At 69.7% G+C, this 18,902-nt stretch carries 16 protein-coding genes; 10 read left to right on the top strand and 6 right to left on the bottom strand.

Going from position 1 to position 18,902, the window contains the following annotated elements; all coding sequences use genetic code 11:
- The first annotated feature begins 22 nt into the window (after positions 1–22).
- Together ACE3TA_RS17320 and ACE3TA_RS17315 are read left to right on the top strand one after the other, a co-directional pair.
- Complete coding sequence (locus ACE3TA_RS17320; protein WP_374575561.1) at positions 23–1,666, top strand: alpha-D-glucose phosphate-specific phosphoglucomutase; 1,644 nt, start codon at positions 23–25, stop codon at positions 1,664–1,666.
- 194 nt (positions 1,667–1,860) lie between these two features.
- Positions 1,861–2,985: an acyltransferase family protein gene (locus ACE3TA_RS17315; protein WP_374575560.1), complete on the top strand. Its 1,125-nt coding sequence runs from the start codon at positions 1,861–1,863 to the stop codon at positions 2,983–2,985.
- Positions 2,986–3,348: 363 nt separating this feature from the next.
- On the opposite strand, the gene ACE3TA_RS17310 is transcribed toward ACE3TA_RS17315, so the two are convergent.
- The gene (locus ACE3TA_RS17310) at positions 3,349–4,821 is read right to left on the bottom strand and encodes a UbiA family prenyltransferase (protein WP_374575559.1); all 1,473 of its coding nucleotides are present in this window, start codon (positions 4,819–4,821) and stop codon (positions 3,349–3,351) included.
- Positions 4,818–6,191, bottom strand: a complete 1,374-nt coding sequence (locus ACE3TA_RS17305; protein ID WP_374575558.1) for a glycosyltransferase family 87 protein — start codon at positions 6,189–6,191, stop codon at positions 4,818–4,820. Before ACE3TA_RS17305 ends, ACE3TA_RS17310 begins: the two co-directional genes overlap by 4 nt.
- Positions 6,192–6,462: 271 nt before the next feature.
- On the opposite strand from ACE3TA_RS17305, the gene ACE3TA_RS17300 reads away from it, so the two are divergent.
- The gene (locus ACE3TA_RS17300) at positions 6,463–7,695 is read left to right on the top strand and encodes an acyltransferase family protein (protein ID WP_374575557.1); all 1,233 of its coding nucleotides are present in this window, start codon (positions 6,463–6,465) and stop codon (positions 7,693–7,695) included.
- Between the two features lie 13 nt (positions 7,696–7,708).
- On the opposite strand, the gene ACE3TA_RS17295 is transcribed toward ACE3TA_RS17300, so the two are convergent.
- Entirely contained in the window at positions 7,709–8,821 is a 1,113-nt protein-coding gene (locus ACE3TA_RS17295; RefSeq protein WP_374575556.1) for an NAD(P)/FAD-dependent oxidoreductase, read from the bottom strand.
- Between the two features lie 357 nt (positions 8,822–9,178).
- Between ACE3TA_RS17295 and ACE3TA_RS17290 the strand changes: the two genes are divergently transcribed.
- Together ACE3TA_RS17290 and ACE3TA_RS17285 are read left to right on the top strand one after the other, a co-directional pair.
- Positions 9,179–11,344: an AGE family epimerase/isomerase gene (locus tag ACE3TA_RS17290; protein ID WP_374575555.1), complete on the top strand. Its 2,166-nt coding sequence runs from the start codon at positions 9,179–9,181 to the stop codon at positions 11,342–11,344.
- 193 nt (positions 11,345–11,537) lie between these two features.
- Positions 11,538–11,882, top strand: a complete 345-nt coding sequence (locus tag ACE3TA_RS17285; protein WP_374575554.1) for a hypothetical protein — start codon at positions 11,538–11,540, stop codon at positions 11,880–11,882.
- Positions 11,883–11,889: 7 nt separating this feature from the next.
- Here the strand turns inward: ACE3TA_RS17285 and ACE3TA_RS17280 are convergent, their stop codons facing one another.
- Together ACE3TA_RS17280 and ACE3TA_RS17275 are read right to left on the bottom strand one after the other, a co-directional pair.
- Entirely contained in the window at positions 11,890–12,360 is a 471-nt protein-coding gene (locus ACE3TA_RS17280) for a hypothetical protein (RefSeq protein WP_374575553.1), read from the bottom strand.
- 30 nt (positions 12,361–12,390) lie between these two features.
- Positions 12,391–13,074, bottom strand: a complete 684-nt coding sequence (locus ACE3TA_RS17275) for an acyltransferase family protein (RefSeq protein WP_374575552.1) — start codon at positions 13,072–13,074, stop codon at positions 12,391–12,393.
- 472 nt (positions 13,075–13,546) lie between these two features.
- On the opposite strand from ACE3TA_RS17275, the gene ACE3TA_RS17270 reads away from it, so the two are divergent.
- The 4 genes from ACE3TA_RS17270 (at position 13,547) to ACE3TA_RS17255 (ending at position 17,683) form a co-directional block, all read left to right on the top strand.
- Positions 13,547–15,040 (top strand): family 16 glycosylhydrolase, encoded by a 1,494-nt coding sequence (locus ACE3TA_RS17270; protein WP_374575551.1) that lies wholly within the window; start codon positions 13,547–13,549, stop codon positions 15,038–15,040.
- Between the two features lie 176 nt (positions 15,041–15,216).
- Complete coding sequence (locus tag ACE3TA_RS17265; RefSeq protein ID WP_374575550.1) at positions 15,217–15,366, top strand: hypothetical protein; 150 nt, start codon at positions 15,217–15,219, stop codon at positions 15,364–15,366.
- A 120-nt stretch (positions 15,367–15,486) separates the two neighbouring features.
- Positions 15,487–16,119 (top strand): sugar transferase, encoded by a 633-nt coding sequence (locus ACE3TA_RS17260; protein ID WP_374575549.1) that lies wholly within the window; start codon positions 15,487–15,489, stop codon positions 16,117–16,119.
- 91 nt (positions 16,120–16,210) lie between these two features.
- Entirely contained in the window at positions 16,211–17,683 is a 1,473-nt protein-coding gene (locus ACE3TA_RS17255) for an O-antigen ligase family protein (RefSeq protein WP_374575548.1), read from the top strand.
- Positions 17,684–17,777: 94 nt separating this feature from the next.
- Here ACE3TA_RS17255 and ACE3TA_RS17250 read toward each other — a convergent pair whose 3' ends face one another.
- Positions 17,778–17,921, bottom strand: coding sequence for a hypothetical protein (locus ACE3TA_RS17250; protein WP_374575547.1), 144 nt, complete (start codon positions 17,919–17,921; stop codon positions 17,778–17,780).
- Between ACE3TA_RS17250 and ACE3TA_RS17245 the strand changes: the two genes are divergently transcribed.
- Positions 17,920–18,891, top strand: a complete 972-nt coding sequence (locus tag ACE3TA_RS17245) for an NAD-dependent epimerase/dehydratase family protein (protein ID WP_374575546.1) — start codon at positions 17,920–17,922, stop codon at positions 18,889–18,891. The genes ACE3TA_RS17250 and ACE3TA_RS17245 overlap by 2 nt on opposite strands.
- Positions 18,892–18,902: the final 11 nt, after the last annotated feature.

Raw genomic sequence — 18,902 nt, 5'->3', positions numbered from 1 at the left:
CAATCGTCTTCAGCGGGGAGCCATGAGCGGCGACACGATCAGAACCATTGCGACGACGCCCTTCCAGGACCAGCGGCCGGGCACCTCGGGCCTGCGCAAGAAGGTGAAGGTCTTCCAGACCCCGAACTATCTGGAGAACTTCGTCCAGGCGATCTTCGACAGCCTGGAGGCTTGCGAGGGCCAGATCCTGATCGTCGGCGGCGACGGCCGCTTCCACAACCGCGCGGCGGTGCAGACGATCCTGAAGATGGCCGCAGCCAACGGCTTTGCCCGCGTGCGGGTGGGGCGGGGCGCCATCCTGTCGACCCCGGCGGCTTCCTGCGTGATCCGCAAGTCCGGCGCCTGCGGCGGGATCGTCTTGTCGGCTAGCCACAATCCCGGCGGACCGGACGGCGACTTCGGGATCAAGTTCAACGCCGCCAACGGCGGGCCGGCGCCGGAGGCCCTGACCGAGACAATCTTCGCCCTCTCCAAGGCGATCGACCGCTACCTGATCCTCGACGCGGCGGACGTGGACCTCGACAGCCTGGGCGAGCGCCGGCTGGGCGCCATGACGGTCGAGGTGATCGACCCGGTCGCCGATTACGCGGAGCTGATGGAGAGCCTCTTCGACTTCCCCGCGATCGAAAGGCTGTTCGCCTCGGGGAGCTTCCGCATGCGCTTCGACGCCATGCACGCGGTGACCGGCCCCTACGCCCACGAGATCCTGGAAGGCCGGCTCGGCGCGCCCAAGGGCACGGTGATCAACGGCACGCCGCTGCCGGACTTTGGCGGCGGCCACCCGGACCCGAACCTGGTCTACGCCCACGAGCTGGTCGAGGAGCTCTACGGGCCGAACGCGCCGGACATGGGCGCGGCTTCCGACGGCGACGGCGACCGCAACATGGTGCTCGGCGCGGGCTTCTTCGTCTCCCCCGGCGACAGCCTGGCGGTGATGGCGGCCAACGCGGCGCTGGCGCCCGGCTACGCCGGAGGCGTGGCGGGGGTGGCGCGCTCCATGCCCACCAGCCGTGCGGCCGACAAGGTGGCCGCCGAGCTGGGCTTTTCCTGCTACGAGACGCCGACGGGCTGGAAGTTCTTCGGCAACCTCCTGGACGACGGCCGCATCACCTTCTGCGGCGAGGAAAGCTTCGGCGCGGGCTCCAACCACGTGCGCGAGAAGGACGGCCTGTGGGCCGTGCTCTTCTGGCTCAACATCGTCGCCGCCAGCGGCAAGCGCGTGGAGGAGGTGGTCACCGCCCACTGGGCGCGCTTCGGCCGCCACTACTATTCGCGTCACGACTACGAAGGGCTGGAGACCGCCGCGGCCGAGGCGCTGATGGACGCCCTGCGCGCCAAGACGGCGGGGCTGGCCGGCCAGACGTTCGGCGGCCTGACCGTGAGCGAGAGCGACGACTTCGCCTATACCGATCCCGTCGACGGCGGCGTCACCCGCCGCCAGGGCGTGCGCATCGTCTTCGGCGAGCGGGCCCGCATCGTCTACCGCCTGTCCGGCACGGGCACGGAGGGGGCGACGCTTCGGGTCTATCTGGAGCGCTACGAGCCCGATCCGGCGCGTCACGCCCTGCCCACGGCCGAGGTCCTGGCCGGCCTCGCCGCCCTGGCGCTCGAGATCGCCGAGATCGAGGCGCGCACGGGACGTTCGCAGCCCTCGCTGGTGACCTGAGCGCCTGAGGACGGCATCGCCGATCCACCCCGCGCGACGGCCTGGCCGGCTTCGCTGCGCCCGACTCGTGCGCAGGGGGCGCCCGGCATGTTGTTGATTTTACACCCGTCAGTTGAAGCCGCGCGCCGTGGCGCCTTTGTTGCTGCCCCCGTCGAACAAGGCCGCGAATGTTTCAAAGCTGAAGGGTGGGGCTCATGGGCGGCGGACGTCGAATTCAATTCCTGGACGCGTTGCGCGGCCTGTCGATTCTGACGGTCGTGATCCACCACGCGTTCGACGGCTGGCCGCATCTGGTCCCGTATGGGCGCGCCTACGCCGACATCTTCGTGATCAAGAACGGCTGGCTCTCGGTGGAGCTGTTCTTCCTGATCTCGGGCTTCGTGATCTTCATGAGCCTGGAAAAGGCGGACAGCCTCAAGGATTTCGCGATCAAGCGATGGCTGCGCCTGTTCCCGGCGATGCTGGTCTGCTCGGTCATCATCTTCGCGACCGCGCCGCTTTTCCCTGAGCGGCCGCACGGGGCGCCCACCCTCGCATCGCTGCTGCCCGGGCTCACCTTCATCAGTCCCGAGGTCTACGACGCCCTGGGCCTGCACGTCAGGCCGTTGGAGGGCGTCTTCTGGAGCCTCTATGTCGAGGTGGCGTTCTATGCGGTGATCGGCCTGGCGTACCTCTACCTCGGGCGCCTGAAATCGATCGGCGTGCTGCTGGCGATGTTCGCCCTGGCCGTCGCGCTCAATCTCGACAACAGCTGGCTGGCGGGCCTCATCGGCGCTCATGGCGCGGCCCTCGCCGTCAAGGCGCTCGATCTCACGGGCGCGCTCTACTACGGCTGGTTCGCCGCCGGCGTGTTCGGCTACCTCTACTTCACGACGAGGAAGGCGCAGTGGGCGGCGCTGGGCCTGGCGGTCGGCGTGATCGCCGCCTTCACCGTCTATCTCACCACGGCCTCCATCTCCGGCTTCGTCAAACACGCCGAGGGTACGGCCGTCGCGCTCGTCCTGTTCTTCTTCGCCACGCTCGCCTGGCGTCCGCTGCAGAACGCGCTGTCGATCCGGCCGCTGCTGATGCTCGGCTTCGCCAGCTATCCGCTCTACCTGATCCACGAGAACATCATGATCGCCCTGATCGTGAAGCTCGGCCACGTCCACGCGGCCTGGGTCCATTGGATCAACCCGCTCGCGCCGATGCTCGCCGTGATCGTGCTGGGCTGGCTCATCGCCCGCTATCTCGAACCTGCCGCGCGCCTGCGGCTGAAGGCCGGGGTCGACTTCGCCCGGTCGCGGCTGAGCAGGCTCTCGCCGGAACCCGCGGAATAGTCCGCGCCCCAGCCGCCGATCGCTAGCCGCCGATCGCCACGGGCGGCGCACGCCGAGCTGGCCGTTCGCCGCTGTCGTCGACGTATATCCATATCTTGAGCGGATGCCGCTGCGGCGCCGGCGGGGGGCGGCGACATCGCCCGGCCGAGGGGCCGCAGCGCACCCGCGTCGCCTCGGCCTTGCGCACCCCGCGGCGCGCCCGCCGAGCCCGTCCAGGATCTTGCGGCTTGGCGCGCGTGGGGCGCACAGAACCGCCGCCGCCCCGCCTTTGACGGGCGGTGGAGCCGCATGACCGCACGGCCGGGCGGGGATCCCGGCCGGCCAGGCGCGGCGCGCCCTGGGGCGTGAGCTTGCGGTTATGTCCTAGAGGGCGAGACCCGGCGCGGGCACGAGCATCGCCGCGCCGAGGCCGATCGCGGCGATCAGCGCCACCATCCAGGAGACACGGTCGCGGAAGGCGAAGACCAGCGGGTCGTCGTGCAGGTCGCCGCGCTCGGCCTTCATCCAGACGTGGCAGAACCAGAACATGACGCTCGCGGGCAGAACCCACAGCGCCAGGGGCCAGCGATAGTGTCCGGACGTGGCGATGTCGCTCTGGATGTAGAGGGCCAGGACGAGGCACGAGACCAGTCCGGCGCCGACGCCCAGCATCTTCAGGATCAGGCCGTCGGAGGCGATGTAGCCCCGCCGTTCGAGCCCGTCTCCGCCGCCGGCGGCGGCCGTCTCCACCTCGATCACGCGCTTGCACACGGCCAGGCTGAAGAAGAAGCCGCAGAACGCCAGCAGCCACGACGAGGCCAGGAAGCCGGTGGCGACGCCGCCCAGGATGACGCGCAGGATGTACATGCCCGTGAGCATGAAGACGTCGGCGATGCGCTTGGTCTTCAGCCAGAAGGTGTAGAGCAGGTTCATCGCCAGATAGAGGGCGACCAGCGGCCAGGCGCCGGCGGCGACGCCGAGCGCGAAGCCGGCGCCGGCCAGCAGGAGGCTCGCCGGCGCGCCCGCCCACAGCGAGAGCGCGCCGCTGGCGAACGGGCGCGTGCGCTTGCGGTGGTGGCGGCGGTCGGCGTCGATGTCGGAGGCGTCGTTGATCAGATAGACGCTCGAGGCGACGCAGCTGATCGCGAAGAACGCCAGACCCGCGTGGATCCAGGCGTCCATCTGCAGCCAGCCCTGGCCCACCACCATCGGCACGAACACCAGCGCGTTCTTGGCCCATTGGTGCGGCCTGATCGCCTTGATCAGCGCGGAGAGGCCCTGGCGGCCGGTCCGGGGGTGGACCTGCTCGACGTCGAACTGGCGCTGGGCGCGGCGGGCGACGTCGGCTGGCGCGTTGACGACGACGGCGCTGACCGCCGCCCGCCACACGTGGAAATCCGCCGCCTCGTTGCCCGCGTAGGCGAAGCCTTCCGGATAGGCTTCGCGCAGGCGCTCGGCCTTGCTCCGGGCCTTCAGATTGCGCTGTCCGTCCGAGGCGAAGACCTCTTCGAACAGGCCCAGGTGCGTCGCGACGGCCTCGGCCTCCTTGCGGTCGGCGGCCGTGGCCAGGCTCACGCGCCGGCCCGCGGCGCGCTCGGCCGTGAGCCAGTCCAGGAACTCGGCGTTGTAGGGCAGGTGCTCGGGATCGCAGGGCGCATGTTCGGCGAGCTTGGCCTTGGCGTAGGCCCGCCCGCGCATGAGCCAGCCGACGAGCCGGAACACGCCGAGCGGTTCGGACGCCAGGAAGCGCGCCAGCGCCTCGGTGAAGAGGTCGCCCTTGAACAGGGTCCCGTCCAGGTCGACCGCGAGCGGGGGCTTGGCCGGCGCGTCGTTTCGCGGGTCAGCAGCGTATGTCATGCGCGTTCGCCTGTTTGCTTCGCCGCGCCGGCGCTGTCGGCCGGGATGGCGGCGGGCGTCGTTGATTGGCCGGCTGCGGCGGGCAGGCTCCTGCGCTCGGCGCGCAGGGCCAGGGCCGCGAACAGGACGGCCGCGAACAGGCAGAAGCCGTCATAGCCGCTCAGCAGGACGCCAGGCCCCTTGAGCAGGGCCCAGGAGCTTTCGGTGAGAAACGCCGTGGGCGACTGGAACGGCAGGGCGAGCTTCATCGTCACCAGGGCCCAGCTCGCCAGGGCGGCGGCCCAGAGCGGCGCGCTGGGCGTGCGGTCGGCGAGGCGGCTCTTGGCGAGCATGGCGGCGCCCACCAGCCCGGGGACGACGAGCAGGATGTGGTCGCCTTCGGTGGTCGGGGCGACGCACATCCAGGCAGCCAGCACCATGCCCGCCTCCAGCAGCGACAGGCCGCCGGCCTCGGCGGCGGAGGCCGTCGGCGCGCGGCGCGGCAGGGCCTGCGCCAGCAGCCAGACCAGGAGGGCGGTGATCGGGACGATGAGCGCGGGCGTCAGCCACGCGGCGTCGAGCCAGTGGCCGCCGTAGCGGTTCTCATTGAACATGCGCAGGAACAGCGACCAGAGCGACTGGTGGTTCGGCTGCACCGAGAAGTCGAAGGCCGTGTAGTAGCGGGACGACGCCATCCAGCCCAGGAAGGTCTCCTTCAGCACCGCGATCGCGGGCAGGAAGGACGCGGCGAAGATCAGGCCGCTGAGGACGAAGGTGGCGGCGGCCAGCTTCCATTCCCTGCGGCCCAGGCTGAGCAGCACGACGACGCCCATGAAGGGCTTGAAGTCGGCCATCACGGCCCAGCTCAGCGCGGCGGCGAGCCACAGGCCCTTGTCCCTCAGCCACAGGCCCGAGACGAGGAAGAGCAGAATGAAGAAGTTGACCTGGCCGTGGTAGAGGTCGCTGCGCGCGGTGCGGCCGAGCAGGGCCACGCCCAGCGCCAGGATCACCCAGCGCCAGTCCAGGCGCGCGCCGAAGCCGCGCAGGAGCAGGGCGATCGAGGCGGCCAGCGCGCCGCCGCACAGCGCGGTCCAGACGACCTTCAGGGCGCCGGCGCCGAAGACCTTGGCCAGCGCCGCGACGATGTCGGCGATCAGCGGCGGATAGGCGTAGGGATCGAGCCCGTAGAGCCCGGCGGCGTAGGGGTTCTGTCCCTGCCATAGCGCCTGGGCGGCCTTCAGATAGAGGCCGAAGTCATGGTTTTCGGGCCAGGCCGCGTCGCCGCTGAGCTGACGCCACACGCGCCACACGCCGACGGCCGCGGCGAGCAGGCCGATCACGAGCGCCGCCCAGGACGCCGGGCGCAGGCGCGCAGAAATGTCTTTGGCCATCACCCCTCCTAAGCATGGCCCGCCTTCGCCGAGATGCGAAGCGCCGTGGAACGGGCGGGTTCCTGCAAGCCTCAGGCCATGCCGCCGCCCAGGGGCTGATCGGCGTCCGACCGCTCGCCCGGCGATGGCCGCAGCCGTCGCGGGCTCGCGCTGGGGGAGTCCAGGCACGGCGATTGCACGTGCGAGGAGCGAAATCGGTCGCATCGCACGGCGAAAGGCCCCGCAACGCTTGGCGGATCAGGGCGCGCCGCAAACCAGAAACGGAGCAGCCATGCTTCACAGATCGTCCCATCCTGGGGCGCCCGCGCATCCGGTCGTGGGCCAGCGGTTCGAGGTTCTGGACTCGTGGCGCGGCGTTTGCGCGCTGCTGGTGGCCGTCTTCCACCTGAACCAGACGCTGAACTGGAGCCTGGCCGACGCCAGGGCTGTGTTGAATTTTGACCTGTTCGTGGACTTCTTCTTCGTCCTGAGCGGCTTCGTCATCGCCACGGTCTATGAGGACCGGCTGACGGCGGGCTTCAGCGTCGTCAAGTTCGCGATCCGCCGGCTGTTCCGGATCTATCCGCTGCACCTGGCGACGCTGGCCGCGATGATGGCGCTGGCGGTGAGCCGCGTGCTCCTGCCGCTTTCGCAGTTCGATCCGCGGGCCGTGTTCGACGGCGACATCTACGATTTCTCGGCGATCTTCACCAACCTGCTGCTGCTGCAGGGGATCGGCTTCGAGGACCACTTCACCTGGAACTTCCCGAGCTGGTCGATCAGCGCGGAGTTCTACACCTACCTGCTGTTCGCGCTGATCTGGGCCTTCGCCGCCCGGCGGGCGCTGGTCGTCACCCTGGCCCTTGTCGTGGCGATCGGCGCGATCTTCGCGATGTCGGCGAACTCGCCGCCGGTGTTCATGTTCCTGCGCTGCGTCTTCGGCTTCGGGATCGGCGTGCTGGTCCGCCAGGCCTTCGCCGGCGCGGGCGCGCTGCGCCAGCGCCTTGCGCGAAACCCGGCCTCGGCGACGGCGCTGGAGATCGGCGCGGTCCTCGCCTGCGCGGCCTTCATCTGGACGGCGCACGAGGCGCGCTGGGTCGCCTCGATCCTCTTCGCCCTGATCGTCTACGTCTTCGCCCTGGAGGCCGGGCTCGTCTCCCGCCTCCTGCGGGCGCGGCCGTTCCTGGCCTTGGGCAAGCTGTCCTACTCGATCTACATGGTCCACGTGGTGCTGATCTTCCTGGTGGACCGCTGCGTCCTGTCGCTGCAGGCCAGGACGGGCTGGGCGCTGACGGGCCCGCGCGTCGGCGCGGCGCCGGACGCCCGCTTCTGGGGCGCCGACGTCGTCCAGGGAGACCTCTACCTGGTCTGCATGCTCGGCTTGATCATCATCGTCGCCGCGCTGACCTACGCCTTCATCGAGGAGCCTGGGCGGGATCGGGGCTACGCCCTGTCGGCGCGTTGGCGCGGCCTTGGTCCGGTGAGGCGCGTGACGACGACCTTGGCGCGCAGCCGGACGAAGTAGGCGCTCCGGGGCGTCAGCCCAGGGCGTCGCGGGCCAGGCCGGCGACCGCTCCGGCGATGGCCAGGCTCGAGGTCAGGCCGGGGGATTCGATGCCGAACAGGTTGATCAGGCCGGCCACCCCGTGCGCCTGCGGCCCATCGATGCGGAAATCGGCGGCGGGCTCGCCCGGTCCGGTGATCTTGGGCCTGACGCCGGCGTAGGCGGGAACCAGGGCGCCGTCGGCCAGGCCCGGCCAGTAGCGGCGGATCTCGCCGTAGAAGTGGTCGGCCCTGCGCGGCTCGACCGCATAGTCGGGCGCCTCGATCCACTGCACGTCCGGGCCGAACCGGGCCGCGCCGCCCAGGTCCAGGGTCAGGTGCACGCCCAGGCCCCCGGGCTCGGGAATGGGATAGACCAGGCGCGAGAACGGCGAGCGGCTGGCCAGCGAGAAGTAGGAGCCCTTGGCGTAGTACGCCTTCGGCGCGTGTTCCGGCGCAAGGCCGTCGATCCGGCGGGCCACGTCCGGCGCCCCGAGCCCCGCGGCGTTGACCACCAGCCGCGCGCGCAGCGCGAAGTCCTCTTGGGCGAAGCGCAGGGAAAGGCCGCCGCCGGCCATCGCCTCGCCGCCGGTGAAGGCCGCGCCGCGGGCCAGCACCGCGCCATGGTCCTCGGCCTCGCCCAGCAGGGCGGACATCAGGCCGTGGGAATCGATCAGCCCCGTGGACGGCGAGAGAACGGCGGCCACGCAGGCCAGCTCCGGCTCCAGGGCGCGGGCCTCGGCGGCGGTGAGCGGGCGCAGGTCGTCCACGCCGTTGCGGCGGCCGGCCTCGGCCAGGGCCTCGAGCGCCGGAACCTGCTCCTCGCCGGTGGCGACGATCAGCTTGCCGCAGCGCCGGTGCGCCACCCCCCGGCTTTCGCAGAAGGCGTAGAGCGCCGCGCGCCCGGCCACGCAGTAGCGCGCTTTCAGCGAGCCCTGCGGATAATAGATGCCGGCGTGGATCACCTCGCTGTTGCGCGCGCTGATCCCGGTTCCGAACTGCTCCTCGGCCTCGGCGACGATGGTCTCGTAGCCCATCAGGCTGAGCGCTCGGGCGACGGCCAGGCCCACCACCCCGGCGCCGATGACCACGCAATCGACCTCGTCCATCTCCCAGCGCACCTGATCGCGGCCCCGGCGCTCGGTGCGCCCGCACCGCTTCTAGGGGCTCGGGGGGATGGAGTCATCCGCGCGGGAGCGGTCGCGGCTTCGCCGGCGGGCCGCCGGAACGCGGGCGGCGACGGACCTGCGTCCGGCGCTAAAGAAGGGTCGCAACCGGTCTGCTATTCACGGGGCGGGCGCGGGCGGCCTGAGTGCGGCGTTGGGCCGAAACTTGCAGGCCGAGGCGAACGGCGCCTGGGCGATCCTGCTCTGGCGCAGCTAGCATGGCGCGCGTAGGGCTGCATTTTCGCCGTTGGCGCGCCCGCTGTCGGGCGATGCAGGCGCGGAAGGGGAGAAGAGTTGGGCATGGCGGTCTTCCCGGTGATCATGTGCGGCGGATCGGGCACGCGCCTTTGGCCCGCGTCGCGAGCGGCCAAGCCCAAGCAGTTCATCCCCCTGGCCGGCGAACGCTCGACCTTCCAGGAAACCGTGCTTCGCATCCGCGACCTGAAGGACGCGGCGCGCATCGTCGTCGTGGCCGGCGTCGCCCACGGCGAGGTGATCGCCAGCCAGCTCGCCGAGATCGGCGTGAAGGCCGATATCCTGCTGGAGCCGGAGCCGCGGGATTCGGCGCCGGCGATGGCGGCGGCCTGCGCCTTCATAGCCGCGCGCGACCCGCAGGGCGTCGCCGTCGTCGTCTCGGCCGACCACCATGTGCCCGACGCGCGGGCGTTCCGCTCGGCGGTCGAACTGGCCGCCGAGAGTGCGCGCGACGGCCTGATCGTCACCCTGGGCGTGGCGCCGCGCGAACCCTCGACCGCCTACGGCTACATCGCGCCGGGCGAGGCGCTGGGCGCGGTCTCCAAGGTGAAGGCCTTCGTCGAGAAGCCGGACGCGGTCACCGCCCAGCGCTACATCGCCGAGGGCTACCTGTGGAACAGCGGCAACTTCGTCGTGCGCGCGGCGACGCTGCTCGAAGAGCTCGAGCGGCTGGCGCCCGACGTCGCGCGGGCCGCCTGCGCCGGCGTCGCCGAGGCCCACGCCAACGGCTCGCTGATCCTGGGCGAAGCCTTCAGGGCGGCGCCGAAGATCTCCATCGACTACGCGGTCATGGAAAAGACCGACCGGGCCGCGGTGCTGCGGGCCGGCTTCGCCTGGTCGGACCTGGGCGCCTGGGACGCGGTCTGGGCCGCCAGCCTGAAGGACATGCAGGGCAACGCCGCGCGCGGCGAGGCCGTCTTCGTCGAGGCCCGCAACTGTCTGGCCCGCGCGCCCGAGGGGCTGCAGATCGAGGTCGTCGGGGCGCGCGACATCGCCGTGATCGCCGAGGGCGAGCATGTGCTGGTCTGCGACATGGCCTCCAGTCAGAGCGTGAAGACGCTCGTCGACCGCCTGCGGGCCGAGCGGCGCGAAACCCTGGCGCCCCGCTCGCCCTTCAAGGACGTGGCCGGCGCGGCCGGCTGGTTCGATCACTGGATCAAGACCAACGCCCTGCCGCTGTGGTGGAGCCTGGGCGCCGACCACGAACACGGCGGATTCCGCGAGGCCCTGACCCTGAGCGGCGAGCCGGTGTCGGCGCCGCGGCGCGCGCGGGTGCAGACCCGCCAGGCCTTCGTCTTCGCCACCGCGGGGATGATGGGCTGGGTCGGCCCCTGGCGGCAGGCCGCCTGGCACGGGATGGACTATTTCCTGGAGCGCTATCGCCGGCCGGACGGGCTCTTCCGCACCCTGGTGTCGGCCGGCGGTGAGCCGCTGGACGAGACCGCGGCGCTCTACGACCAGGCCTTCGCCCTGCTGGCGATGGCCACGCTCAAGCGCGCCGATCCGGAAGGGCGCGACCTGGCGGGCGAGGCCGAGGCGCTGCGCAAGGCGCTCGAGGCGCTGCGCCATCCGGCCGGCGGCTTCCGCGAAACCGGCGCCAGGCCCTTCCAGGCCAACGCGCACATGCATCTGCTGGAAGCCTCGCTGGCCTGGATCGAGGCAGGCGGCGGCCGGGAGTGGGAGACCCTCGCCGCCGAGATCGTCGAACTCGCGCTCGACCGGTTCATCGACCGCAAGGCCGGCTTCATCCGCGAGGCCTTCAATGAGGACTGGACGCCCGCCGGCGGCGACGAGGGCCGCTTCATCGAGCCGGGCCATCAGTTCGAGTGGGCCTGGCTCCTGGAGCGATGCGGCCGGCTGGGCGTGCCGCGAGCCGCGGCCGCCGCGCGGCGGCTGCTGGCCGCCGGCCTGCGTGGCGTCGACCCGGATCTCGGCGTGGCGGTGAACGCGCTGTGGGACGATTTCAGCGTGCGCGACCCCAATGCGCGCCTCTGGCCGCAGACGGAGTATCTGAAGGCCACGCTGCTGCTCGGCGCGGGCGAAATGCACGTGGTGGCCGCGGCCCAGGCGCTGCACCGCTACCTGGATACGCCGGCCCTGGGCGCCTGGTACGACACCCTGACCGCCGACGGCGCCTTCACCCAGGAGAGCGCGCCGGCCAGCTCGCTCTATCACATCGTCGCGGCGTGGGCGCAGTTGCAGCGCCAGTGATCCCCGCGGCCAGACACGGGGCTGAACGCCCCGGACGGCGGCCGCCGAACCGCGCCGGCTGATTGTGGGTCGCGCAACCGCTGCTTTAGGTTGATCGCCCGCGGGGCGATTGCGCATGAATCGCCCGTCATAATCGTTACGTGTTGTTAACCATAATCATCGCCGCGCGGTGCGCGGCGGGGGGCGAGCCGTCATGGCTCAGGTTGCGGGACGGATGATGATTCTCAGTTGGCGCCAGACACGACGTTGGCTGCACCATCACCGCCAGGGCATCGTCATCGTGGTGATGACCACAAGCTTCGCGATTCTCACCCTGGTGTCCATTTCGATGGTCTCCGGCGTTCGCCTGGAGCTGACGTCGCCGGCGCCCTCGCCGAGCCTCGGCGACGCCAACCTCCGGGTGATGGCGCTGCAGGTGACGCCCGAGGACGAGGACACCTACGCGCGGTCTTCGCCGCTCGAGCGCGAGCGGATCATGCAGGAACGGCGCGAAGCCAGCCTGCATCGAGGCGCGCGGTGCTCGGACGGGCCCTGCTGATCGGGCGCTAGGTCGGCCCGCTGCGGTCCAGGCGCCGGACGCCCGCCTTCGACACCGCCCTGGCCGCGCGCTCCAGGGCGAACCTGAGGCCGCGCCGCACGGCCGGCTCGACGAGCAGCGCCACCACGAAGCTCAGGCCGACGACGAGGGCGAGCGCCAGGCTCAGCGCCAGCCAAGGCGCCACGCCCGCCTCGACGAGCCGGCGAATGGTCAGCGCGCCGACGATGTCGTGCACGAGGTAGAGCGGATAGGTGGCCATCCCCAGCCGGCGAAGGGTCGTGCGCACCCAGGGCGCGCCGGGGGTGAAGGCGGCCGGGCGCCGGGTGAAGAGGAACAGGGCCGCCACGACGGCCAGCCAGATCAGCAGCGGCGCCCATATCGGCTGCCCGGCGGCGGCGGGCGCCTCGAGGCGCACCAGATCCCCGCCGCGGTTCAGGATCTCACGCGCGCCGATGCAGAGCGCGAGCGCCAGTCCCAAGCCGTCCCTGGGCTTCAGCCGCCGCTCGCTCTAGAGCCAGAGCCATATGCCGATCGCGAAGAAGGCGCCGTGCTCCAGCAGCAGAACATCGGCGTGCGCTTCGATCGCGCGCCAGACCGCATGGGCGTGGAGCTGCGGCGCGCGGTCCAGAAGAATGAACGCGCCGGCGGCGCCCGTCAGGGCCCAGGCCACCTTCGGCAGCAGCGCGAAGCGCCCCAGGATCAGGAGCAGCGCGACCAGCGCGTAGAAGACGATCTCCACGGCGAGCGACCAATAGACGCCGTCGATCCATGGCCCGCTCAGCCAGAGCGTCATCGACCGGGCGTAGGGCGCGGCGAGGCCGCCCAGGGCGTCGCCGCCCAGGCCGGCGCGCGCAAGCAGGGTGATCGTCGCGCAGATCCAGGCGGCCGGCAGAAGCCGCAGCGCCCGTCCCTCGACGAAACGGCCAGGGCTGGCCCCGCGTGCAGAGTTGGCGATGACGAAGCCCGAGATCACGAAGAAGATCTCCACGCCGACGAAGCCGAACCATGTCCAGGGCAGGGCCCAGGGAAAGGCCGCGGCGCCTCGCAACGCCCGGGCCGTCGAAGAATATTCGCTCGCCCAGGAATAGAAGCCGAGGTGGAACCCCGCGACCAAGAGGGCCGAAGCAAGACGTATGGCGTCGAGCGGGTAATGGTAAACGGGGCCCGGCGATGCGGAGCCTTGATTGCGCATGCTTTGTTCCCAGACCGCCCAGCGCGAGCGGAATAGTTCTAGTTCAGCCGCGCGAACTGGAGAAGTAGTCTCCTCCTATGCTTTAATTTGCATGTAAATCGCATGTGCGTTCGCATGTTTGTTCTTGCCGAGCCCGGCCTGTTCCGGCCGCCTGGCGCTTGGCCGCCGTGTGCGCGGGCGGCGGTTGCGACCTTATGACTCTACCCGGCTCAATGTATTAATGCGCCATAAACCATAATTTTGCTGCATTCGAGACCCGCGAAGACGCCGCTACGGTCCAGGTTGGCCGCGATTCGTAGTACTTTATTGATCATATTTGGGACATCTTTCGACCACAGTATTTCATGAGGGTCGGTGTTGCGGTGATCATGTCGCTGAAGACATGGTTTCTGCAATATTAACGCATGTGTCGGCGGCCTCGGCGGGAGGGCGCGGCGCGCGGGCCTCGGGGGCGCTTGGCCGGAGCTGCGACGTGGCGATTGATCCAAACAACCTTGCGGGAACTGCACAACTCACCTTCAGCGACGAGTTCAACCAGCTCAGCATCTGGAACGGCTCGTCGGGAACCTGGTCCACCAACTGGTGGTACAACGACGAGTGGGGTCTTTATCCGACCAGCAAGGGCGGCACGCTGGACAGCAACGGCGAGCAGGAATGGTACATCAATGACAACTACGCCCCGACCTCTTCGGTAAATCCCTGGTCGGTCAACAACGGCATCCTGTCGATCCAGGCGGATCACGCCTCCAGCGATATCTCGTCGATCATCAATGGCTACCAGTACACCTCTGGTATGCTCAACACTTGGCACAGCTTCTCGCAGCTCTACGGCTATTTCGAGATCAGCGCGAAGCTGCCGGCGGGGCAGGGCCTGTGGCCGGCGTTCTGGCTGCTGCCCGAGGACGGTTCCTGGCCGCCGGAAATCGACGTCATGGAGAACCTGGGCCAGGACGTCACCAAGTACTACGCCAGCGTCCACACTGAAGAGACCGGCTCGCACACCTCCGAGACGATCCCGGTCCAGACTTCGAACCTGTCGACCAGCTTCCACACCTACGGCGTGGACTGGGAATCCGACTACATCACCTTCTACTTCGACGGCTCGAAGATCGGGCAGATCGCCACGCCGGCGGACATGCATTCGCCGATGTACATGATCATCAACCTGGCCGTCGGCGGCTACTGGCCGGGAAGCCCGAACGCCTCGACCCAGTTTCCCGCCACGCTGCAGGTGGACTACGTCCACGTCTACGCCGGCGGAGGATCGTCCGGCTCCAGCTCCAGCTCCGGCTCCACGGGCGGAACCGGCTCGGCCTCGCCCGAGGCGGGAACCGAGGGCGACGACGTCCTGACCGGCGCGAGCGTGGCGGCCAACAGCATCGACGGCGCCGGGGGCGACGACACCATCACCGGCGGGTCGATGAACGACCATCTGCGCGGCGGAGACGGCGCCGACGTGATCAACGGCGGCGACGGCTTCGACGACATCAACGGCAACGCCGGCGCCGACACCGTGCACGGCGAGGCCGGCGACGACTGGGTCGTCGGGGGCAAGGACAACGACCTGCTCTACGGCGACAGCGGCTCCGACGTGGTGCTCGGCAACCTCGGCGCGGACACCTTGGGCGGCGGCAGCGGGAACGACACGATCCGCGGCGGCAAGGACAACGACAGCATCTCCGGCGATCGCGGCGACGACTGGCTGTCCGGCGACCGTGGGAACGACACCATTTCCGGCGGGGCGGGCGCGGACACCTTCCACGCCTCCGCTGACTCGGGCATCGACTACATCACCGACTTCTCCCGCGCCGAAGGCGACCGCGTGGTGATCGACGCGGGCGTCTCCTACAGCGTCGAGCAGAGCGGCTCGGACACCATCATCTACCTGGCCGGCGGCGCGTCCGAAGTGGTGCTGGCCGGCGTGTCCATGTCCAGCCTCACGGGCGACTGGCTGTTGGTCGCCTGAACCGGGCGCGGCCTCACCACCTTTGCTGATCGGCCGGCTGTCCCGTCCAGGGGCCGCCGCGCGGCGCCGGGCGCCGTTAAGCATGTTTGGCAAGGGTTCCTTTCCACTGCGAGCGCGAGACTGACCGGGCGATCGCCGTCCCGGCGGCGAATTCGCAAGTCCCAGGAGAATCCTTCGTGGCCTACGCCGACCTCCAGATCCGCAGCCGATCCAGGCGCAAGGCTCAGCGCCAGCCGGTCAGCTTCAACTGGGGCCTGCTGGCGGCCATCGGCGCCAGCGCCGCCACCTGGGCCGCGATCGTCTCGGTCGGCCGCGCCGTCTTCTAGGTTCGATCTCCTCCAGCCAGCGCCGCGACCGCTCCGCGCCCGCGTGGCGCGCAACCTGCATTGACGCTTCCACGATCGGCCAGCCGTCCAGAATTGGGGCGGCCGTGGGATGGAGGCGTTATGAGACGGCCAGCGAGTGCACTTCAGGACCGGGTGACCCGGGCGATCGACCTCGCCGCATCGGTGGGCGGGCTGATCTTCTTTGCGCCGGTCTTCATCCTGATCGCCCTCTTGGTGAAGCTGTCCGACGGCGGCCCCGTGTTCTTCGCGCAGACGCGCGTGGGGCAGGGCGGGCGGCCGTTCAAGTGCCTGAAGTTCCGCACCATGGCCGTGGACGCCGAAGAGCAGCTTCGCAAGCTCCTGGCCCGCGATCCGGTGGCCAGGGCCGAGTGGGAGCGCGACCACAAGCTGCGCGAGGACCCGCGCATCACCGCCATCGGCCGCTTCCTGCGCAAGTCGAGCCTCGACGAACTGCCGCAACTCATCAACATCATCAAGGGCGAGATGGCCCTGGTCGGTCCGCGCCCGATCGTCGAAGCCGAGATCGTGCGCTACGGCCGCCACTTCAAACGCTACTGCGAGGCCCGGCCGGGCCTGACCGGCCTCTGGCAGGTCGGCGGGCGCAACGCGGTCACCTATCGCGAGCGCGTGGTCATGGACGTGGCCTATGTGCGCTACCGCTGCATCCGCCTGGACCTGAAGATCATCTGGAAGACGATCCCGGCGGTCTTCCTGCGCCACGGCGCCTATTGATCGGCGGACGCCGGACGGCGGGCGCTGGTGAAGCCCGAACGCCGGTCCTATTGTGCCCTCAAGCCCGGCCTAGCAACGCCCCAAGCGGTTCATGACCCACACTCCCGACGAGTCCCTGCACTGGAGCGGCTTCAGCTTCATGCGCACGCGCCAGGCGCAGTGGCTGATCATGTTCGCCATCTGCACGTCGCTGCTGTTCATCGCGATGCTGCAGACGATCGGCGCCTTGATCATGCTGGCGGCCGGCGCGGCTTATTTCTTGTCGCTGCCGCAATCGCTGATGCTGCGGGTGGCCAAGGCGACGCCCGTGCTCGCCTATCCGATCCTGGCCCTGGCCTCGACGCTCTGGTCCGAGGCTCCGGCCATCACCTTCAGGCTTTCCCTGCAGTTCCTGCTGACGGCCGGCCTCGCCGTCGTGATCTATAGAACCGTCCCGCTTCGCACGTTCATCAGCGCGCTGTTCGCCGCCGCGTTCATGGCCTGCGGCGTCGGCGTGATCCTGGGCGCCCAGGGCATCGCCGCCGGCCACGCCCTGGCCGGGGTGGCGGAAAGCAAGAACATGATGGCCTTCATCGCCAGCGTTCTTGTCCTGTCGAGCCTTGCGATCACCCTCGACAGCGCCTTCCCGCGGATCTTCAAGCCGGCCGCGATCGGCGGCATCGCGTTCGGCGTCCTGGTCCTGTTCCTCGCCCAATCGGCGGGCGCCTATATCGGCACGTTCCTGGGCGGGATCGCGATGATCGCCGTGCGCTTCTACCAGAGCGCGCCGCGGTCCGTGCGGGTGGTGGTGCTCGCTGGCGCGCTTCTCCTGGTTCCCGTCGGGCTGATGGCCCAGTCGATCCTGGCCTCCGAGGCCAGCGAGTTCAGCGAGGACGTGCTGGGCAAGGACTCCACCCTGACCGGCCGGACCTATCTGTGGCAGCGCGCCGGCCAGTACATCGCCGAGAAGCCGATCGCCGGGCATGGGTACGGCGCCTTCTGGCGGCAGGGTTCGCTCGAGGCCGAAGGGCTTTGGCGGATGTACGGCATTCCCGGCCGCTCCGGCTTCAACTTCCACAACCAGTATCTCGAGGCCGGCGTCGATCTCGGCTATGCGGGCATCATCACGTTCGTGCTGATGAACCTGGCCACGCTCGCGGCCCTGGGCGTCAGGCTGCTGCGCACCCAGAGCAGCGAACTGCCCTTCATCGCGGGCGTCTACATGGCCCTGCTCGTGCGAACGCCGGTGGAAAGCGTGATGCTGACCCAGTTCAGCATCCTGGCGACCCTGTTGTTCCTGACCGTGTGCGGCGCGCTCTACGGCAACGAGACCGGGCCGGTGCTGGCTCGGGCGTCCGCGCGGACAAAGGCGGGCCTGACGCGCCAGAGGGTGAGCCGCGGACTGGTGCAGCAGCGCGTGACTCCGGCGGCGACGGCCGAGGAGCGGCGAAAGGACTTCGTCCAGTTCCGCCCGGAAGCCGGCCTCACCCAGCAGGGCGTCGGCCCCTCGGCGCGCCCGCGGCGGAATCTTCGTCAAAGCAAGCCCCGGCCGGCTCGGCAGCGGCGGCCCACCGACACGCCCTGATAGTCAAATATACGAATAGAGACTATACTGTGGCAGTGAAGTTATGCTTGAACACGCGCCGGCTTCGCCGCGCGGGTAAGTGACGTTCTGAGCATCAATATTCATTTTTTGCGTGCATTTTTCGTTTGGCGCGTGTGGCGTTGCTGTTTCGCGCGGGCGCGAGTCGCGATTGCGTCCAATCCAGGCTGGAGAGCATGACGGCTTGTTTGACGGCGGGCGCATCCGGGCGATCGGCCATGCCGACGACGCCCAAGGATGTCGTGTTGGGGGCGAGCGGGTTTATCGGCACCCGTCTGGTCGCGCGCCTGTCCCAGGCGGGACGGCGGGTCGTCGCCGTCGACGTCGTCCCTCCGCGCGACCGGGTGGCGGGCGTGGATTATGTCGAGGCCGACGTGCGCGAGCCGCTGGACGGGATCGACGCGGCCGGCGCGTCGGTCATCTACAACCTGGCGGCCGTGCACCGCACGCCGGGCCACGAGCCTCACGAATATTACGACACCAACGTCCCCGGCGCGCTGCATGCGGCCAGGCTCGCCGACGAGGCCGGGGTGGGCACGATCGTGTTCACCAGCTCGATTTCCGTCTACGGCCCCTGCGAAAAGCGCATCACCGAGGCCTCGCCGCTCAGGCCGATCTCCGACTATGGGCGCTCCAAGCACATGGCCGAGCTGGTCCACCAGCGATGGCTGGAGGAGCGCGACGGCCGAAAGCTCGTCGTGGTGCGTCCCGGCGTGGTGTTCGGGCCGGGCGAGCGCGGCAACTACACCCACCTGGCGCGGGCCCTGCGCAGGGGCCTGTTCCTCTATCCCGGCCGGCGAGACACGGTGAAGAGCGGCGGCTACGTCGACGAACTGCTCGATACGATCGCCTTCGCCCTGGCCGATCCCGAAACCTTCGTGCTCTACAACTTCGCCTATCCGGACGAGGCGACGACCGAGGAGATCGTCAGAACCTTCGCCCGGGTCAGCGGCACGCCGGCGCAGCCGGCCACGGTGCCGGCCCCGCTGCTCTACGCCGCGGCCATGATGTTCGAGGCGGCCAACGCCCTGGGGCTCTCCAATCCCATCCATCGGGACCGGGTGATCAAGCTGGTCCAGTCGACCCGCATCGTCCCGCAATGGCTCCTGAGCCGGAACTACAGGTTCTCGTCCAATCTCGAGACGGCGCTCCGCGCCTGGGCCGCCGAGAGCGACGGCAAGTTCGTCTAGCCGGGGCGGAG

This window comes from Phenylobacterium sp., assembly GCF_041916435.1.
In the GTDB taxonomy this organism is placed as follows: domain Bacteria; phylum Pseudomonadota; class Alphaproteobacteria; order Caulobacterales; family Caulobacteraceae; genus Phenylobacterium.
Note: the sequence above shows the minus strand (reverse complement) of the source record. Positions and strands in the feature narration are given on the sequence as shown.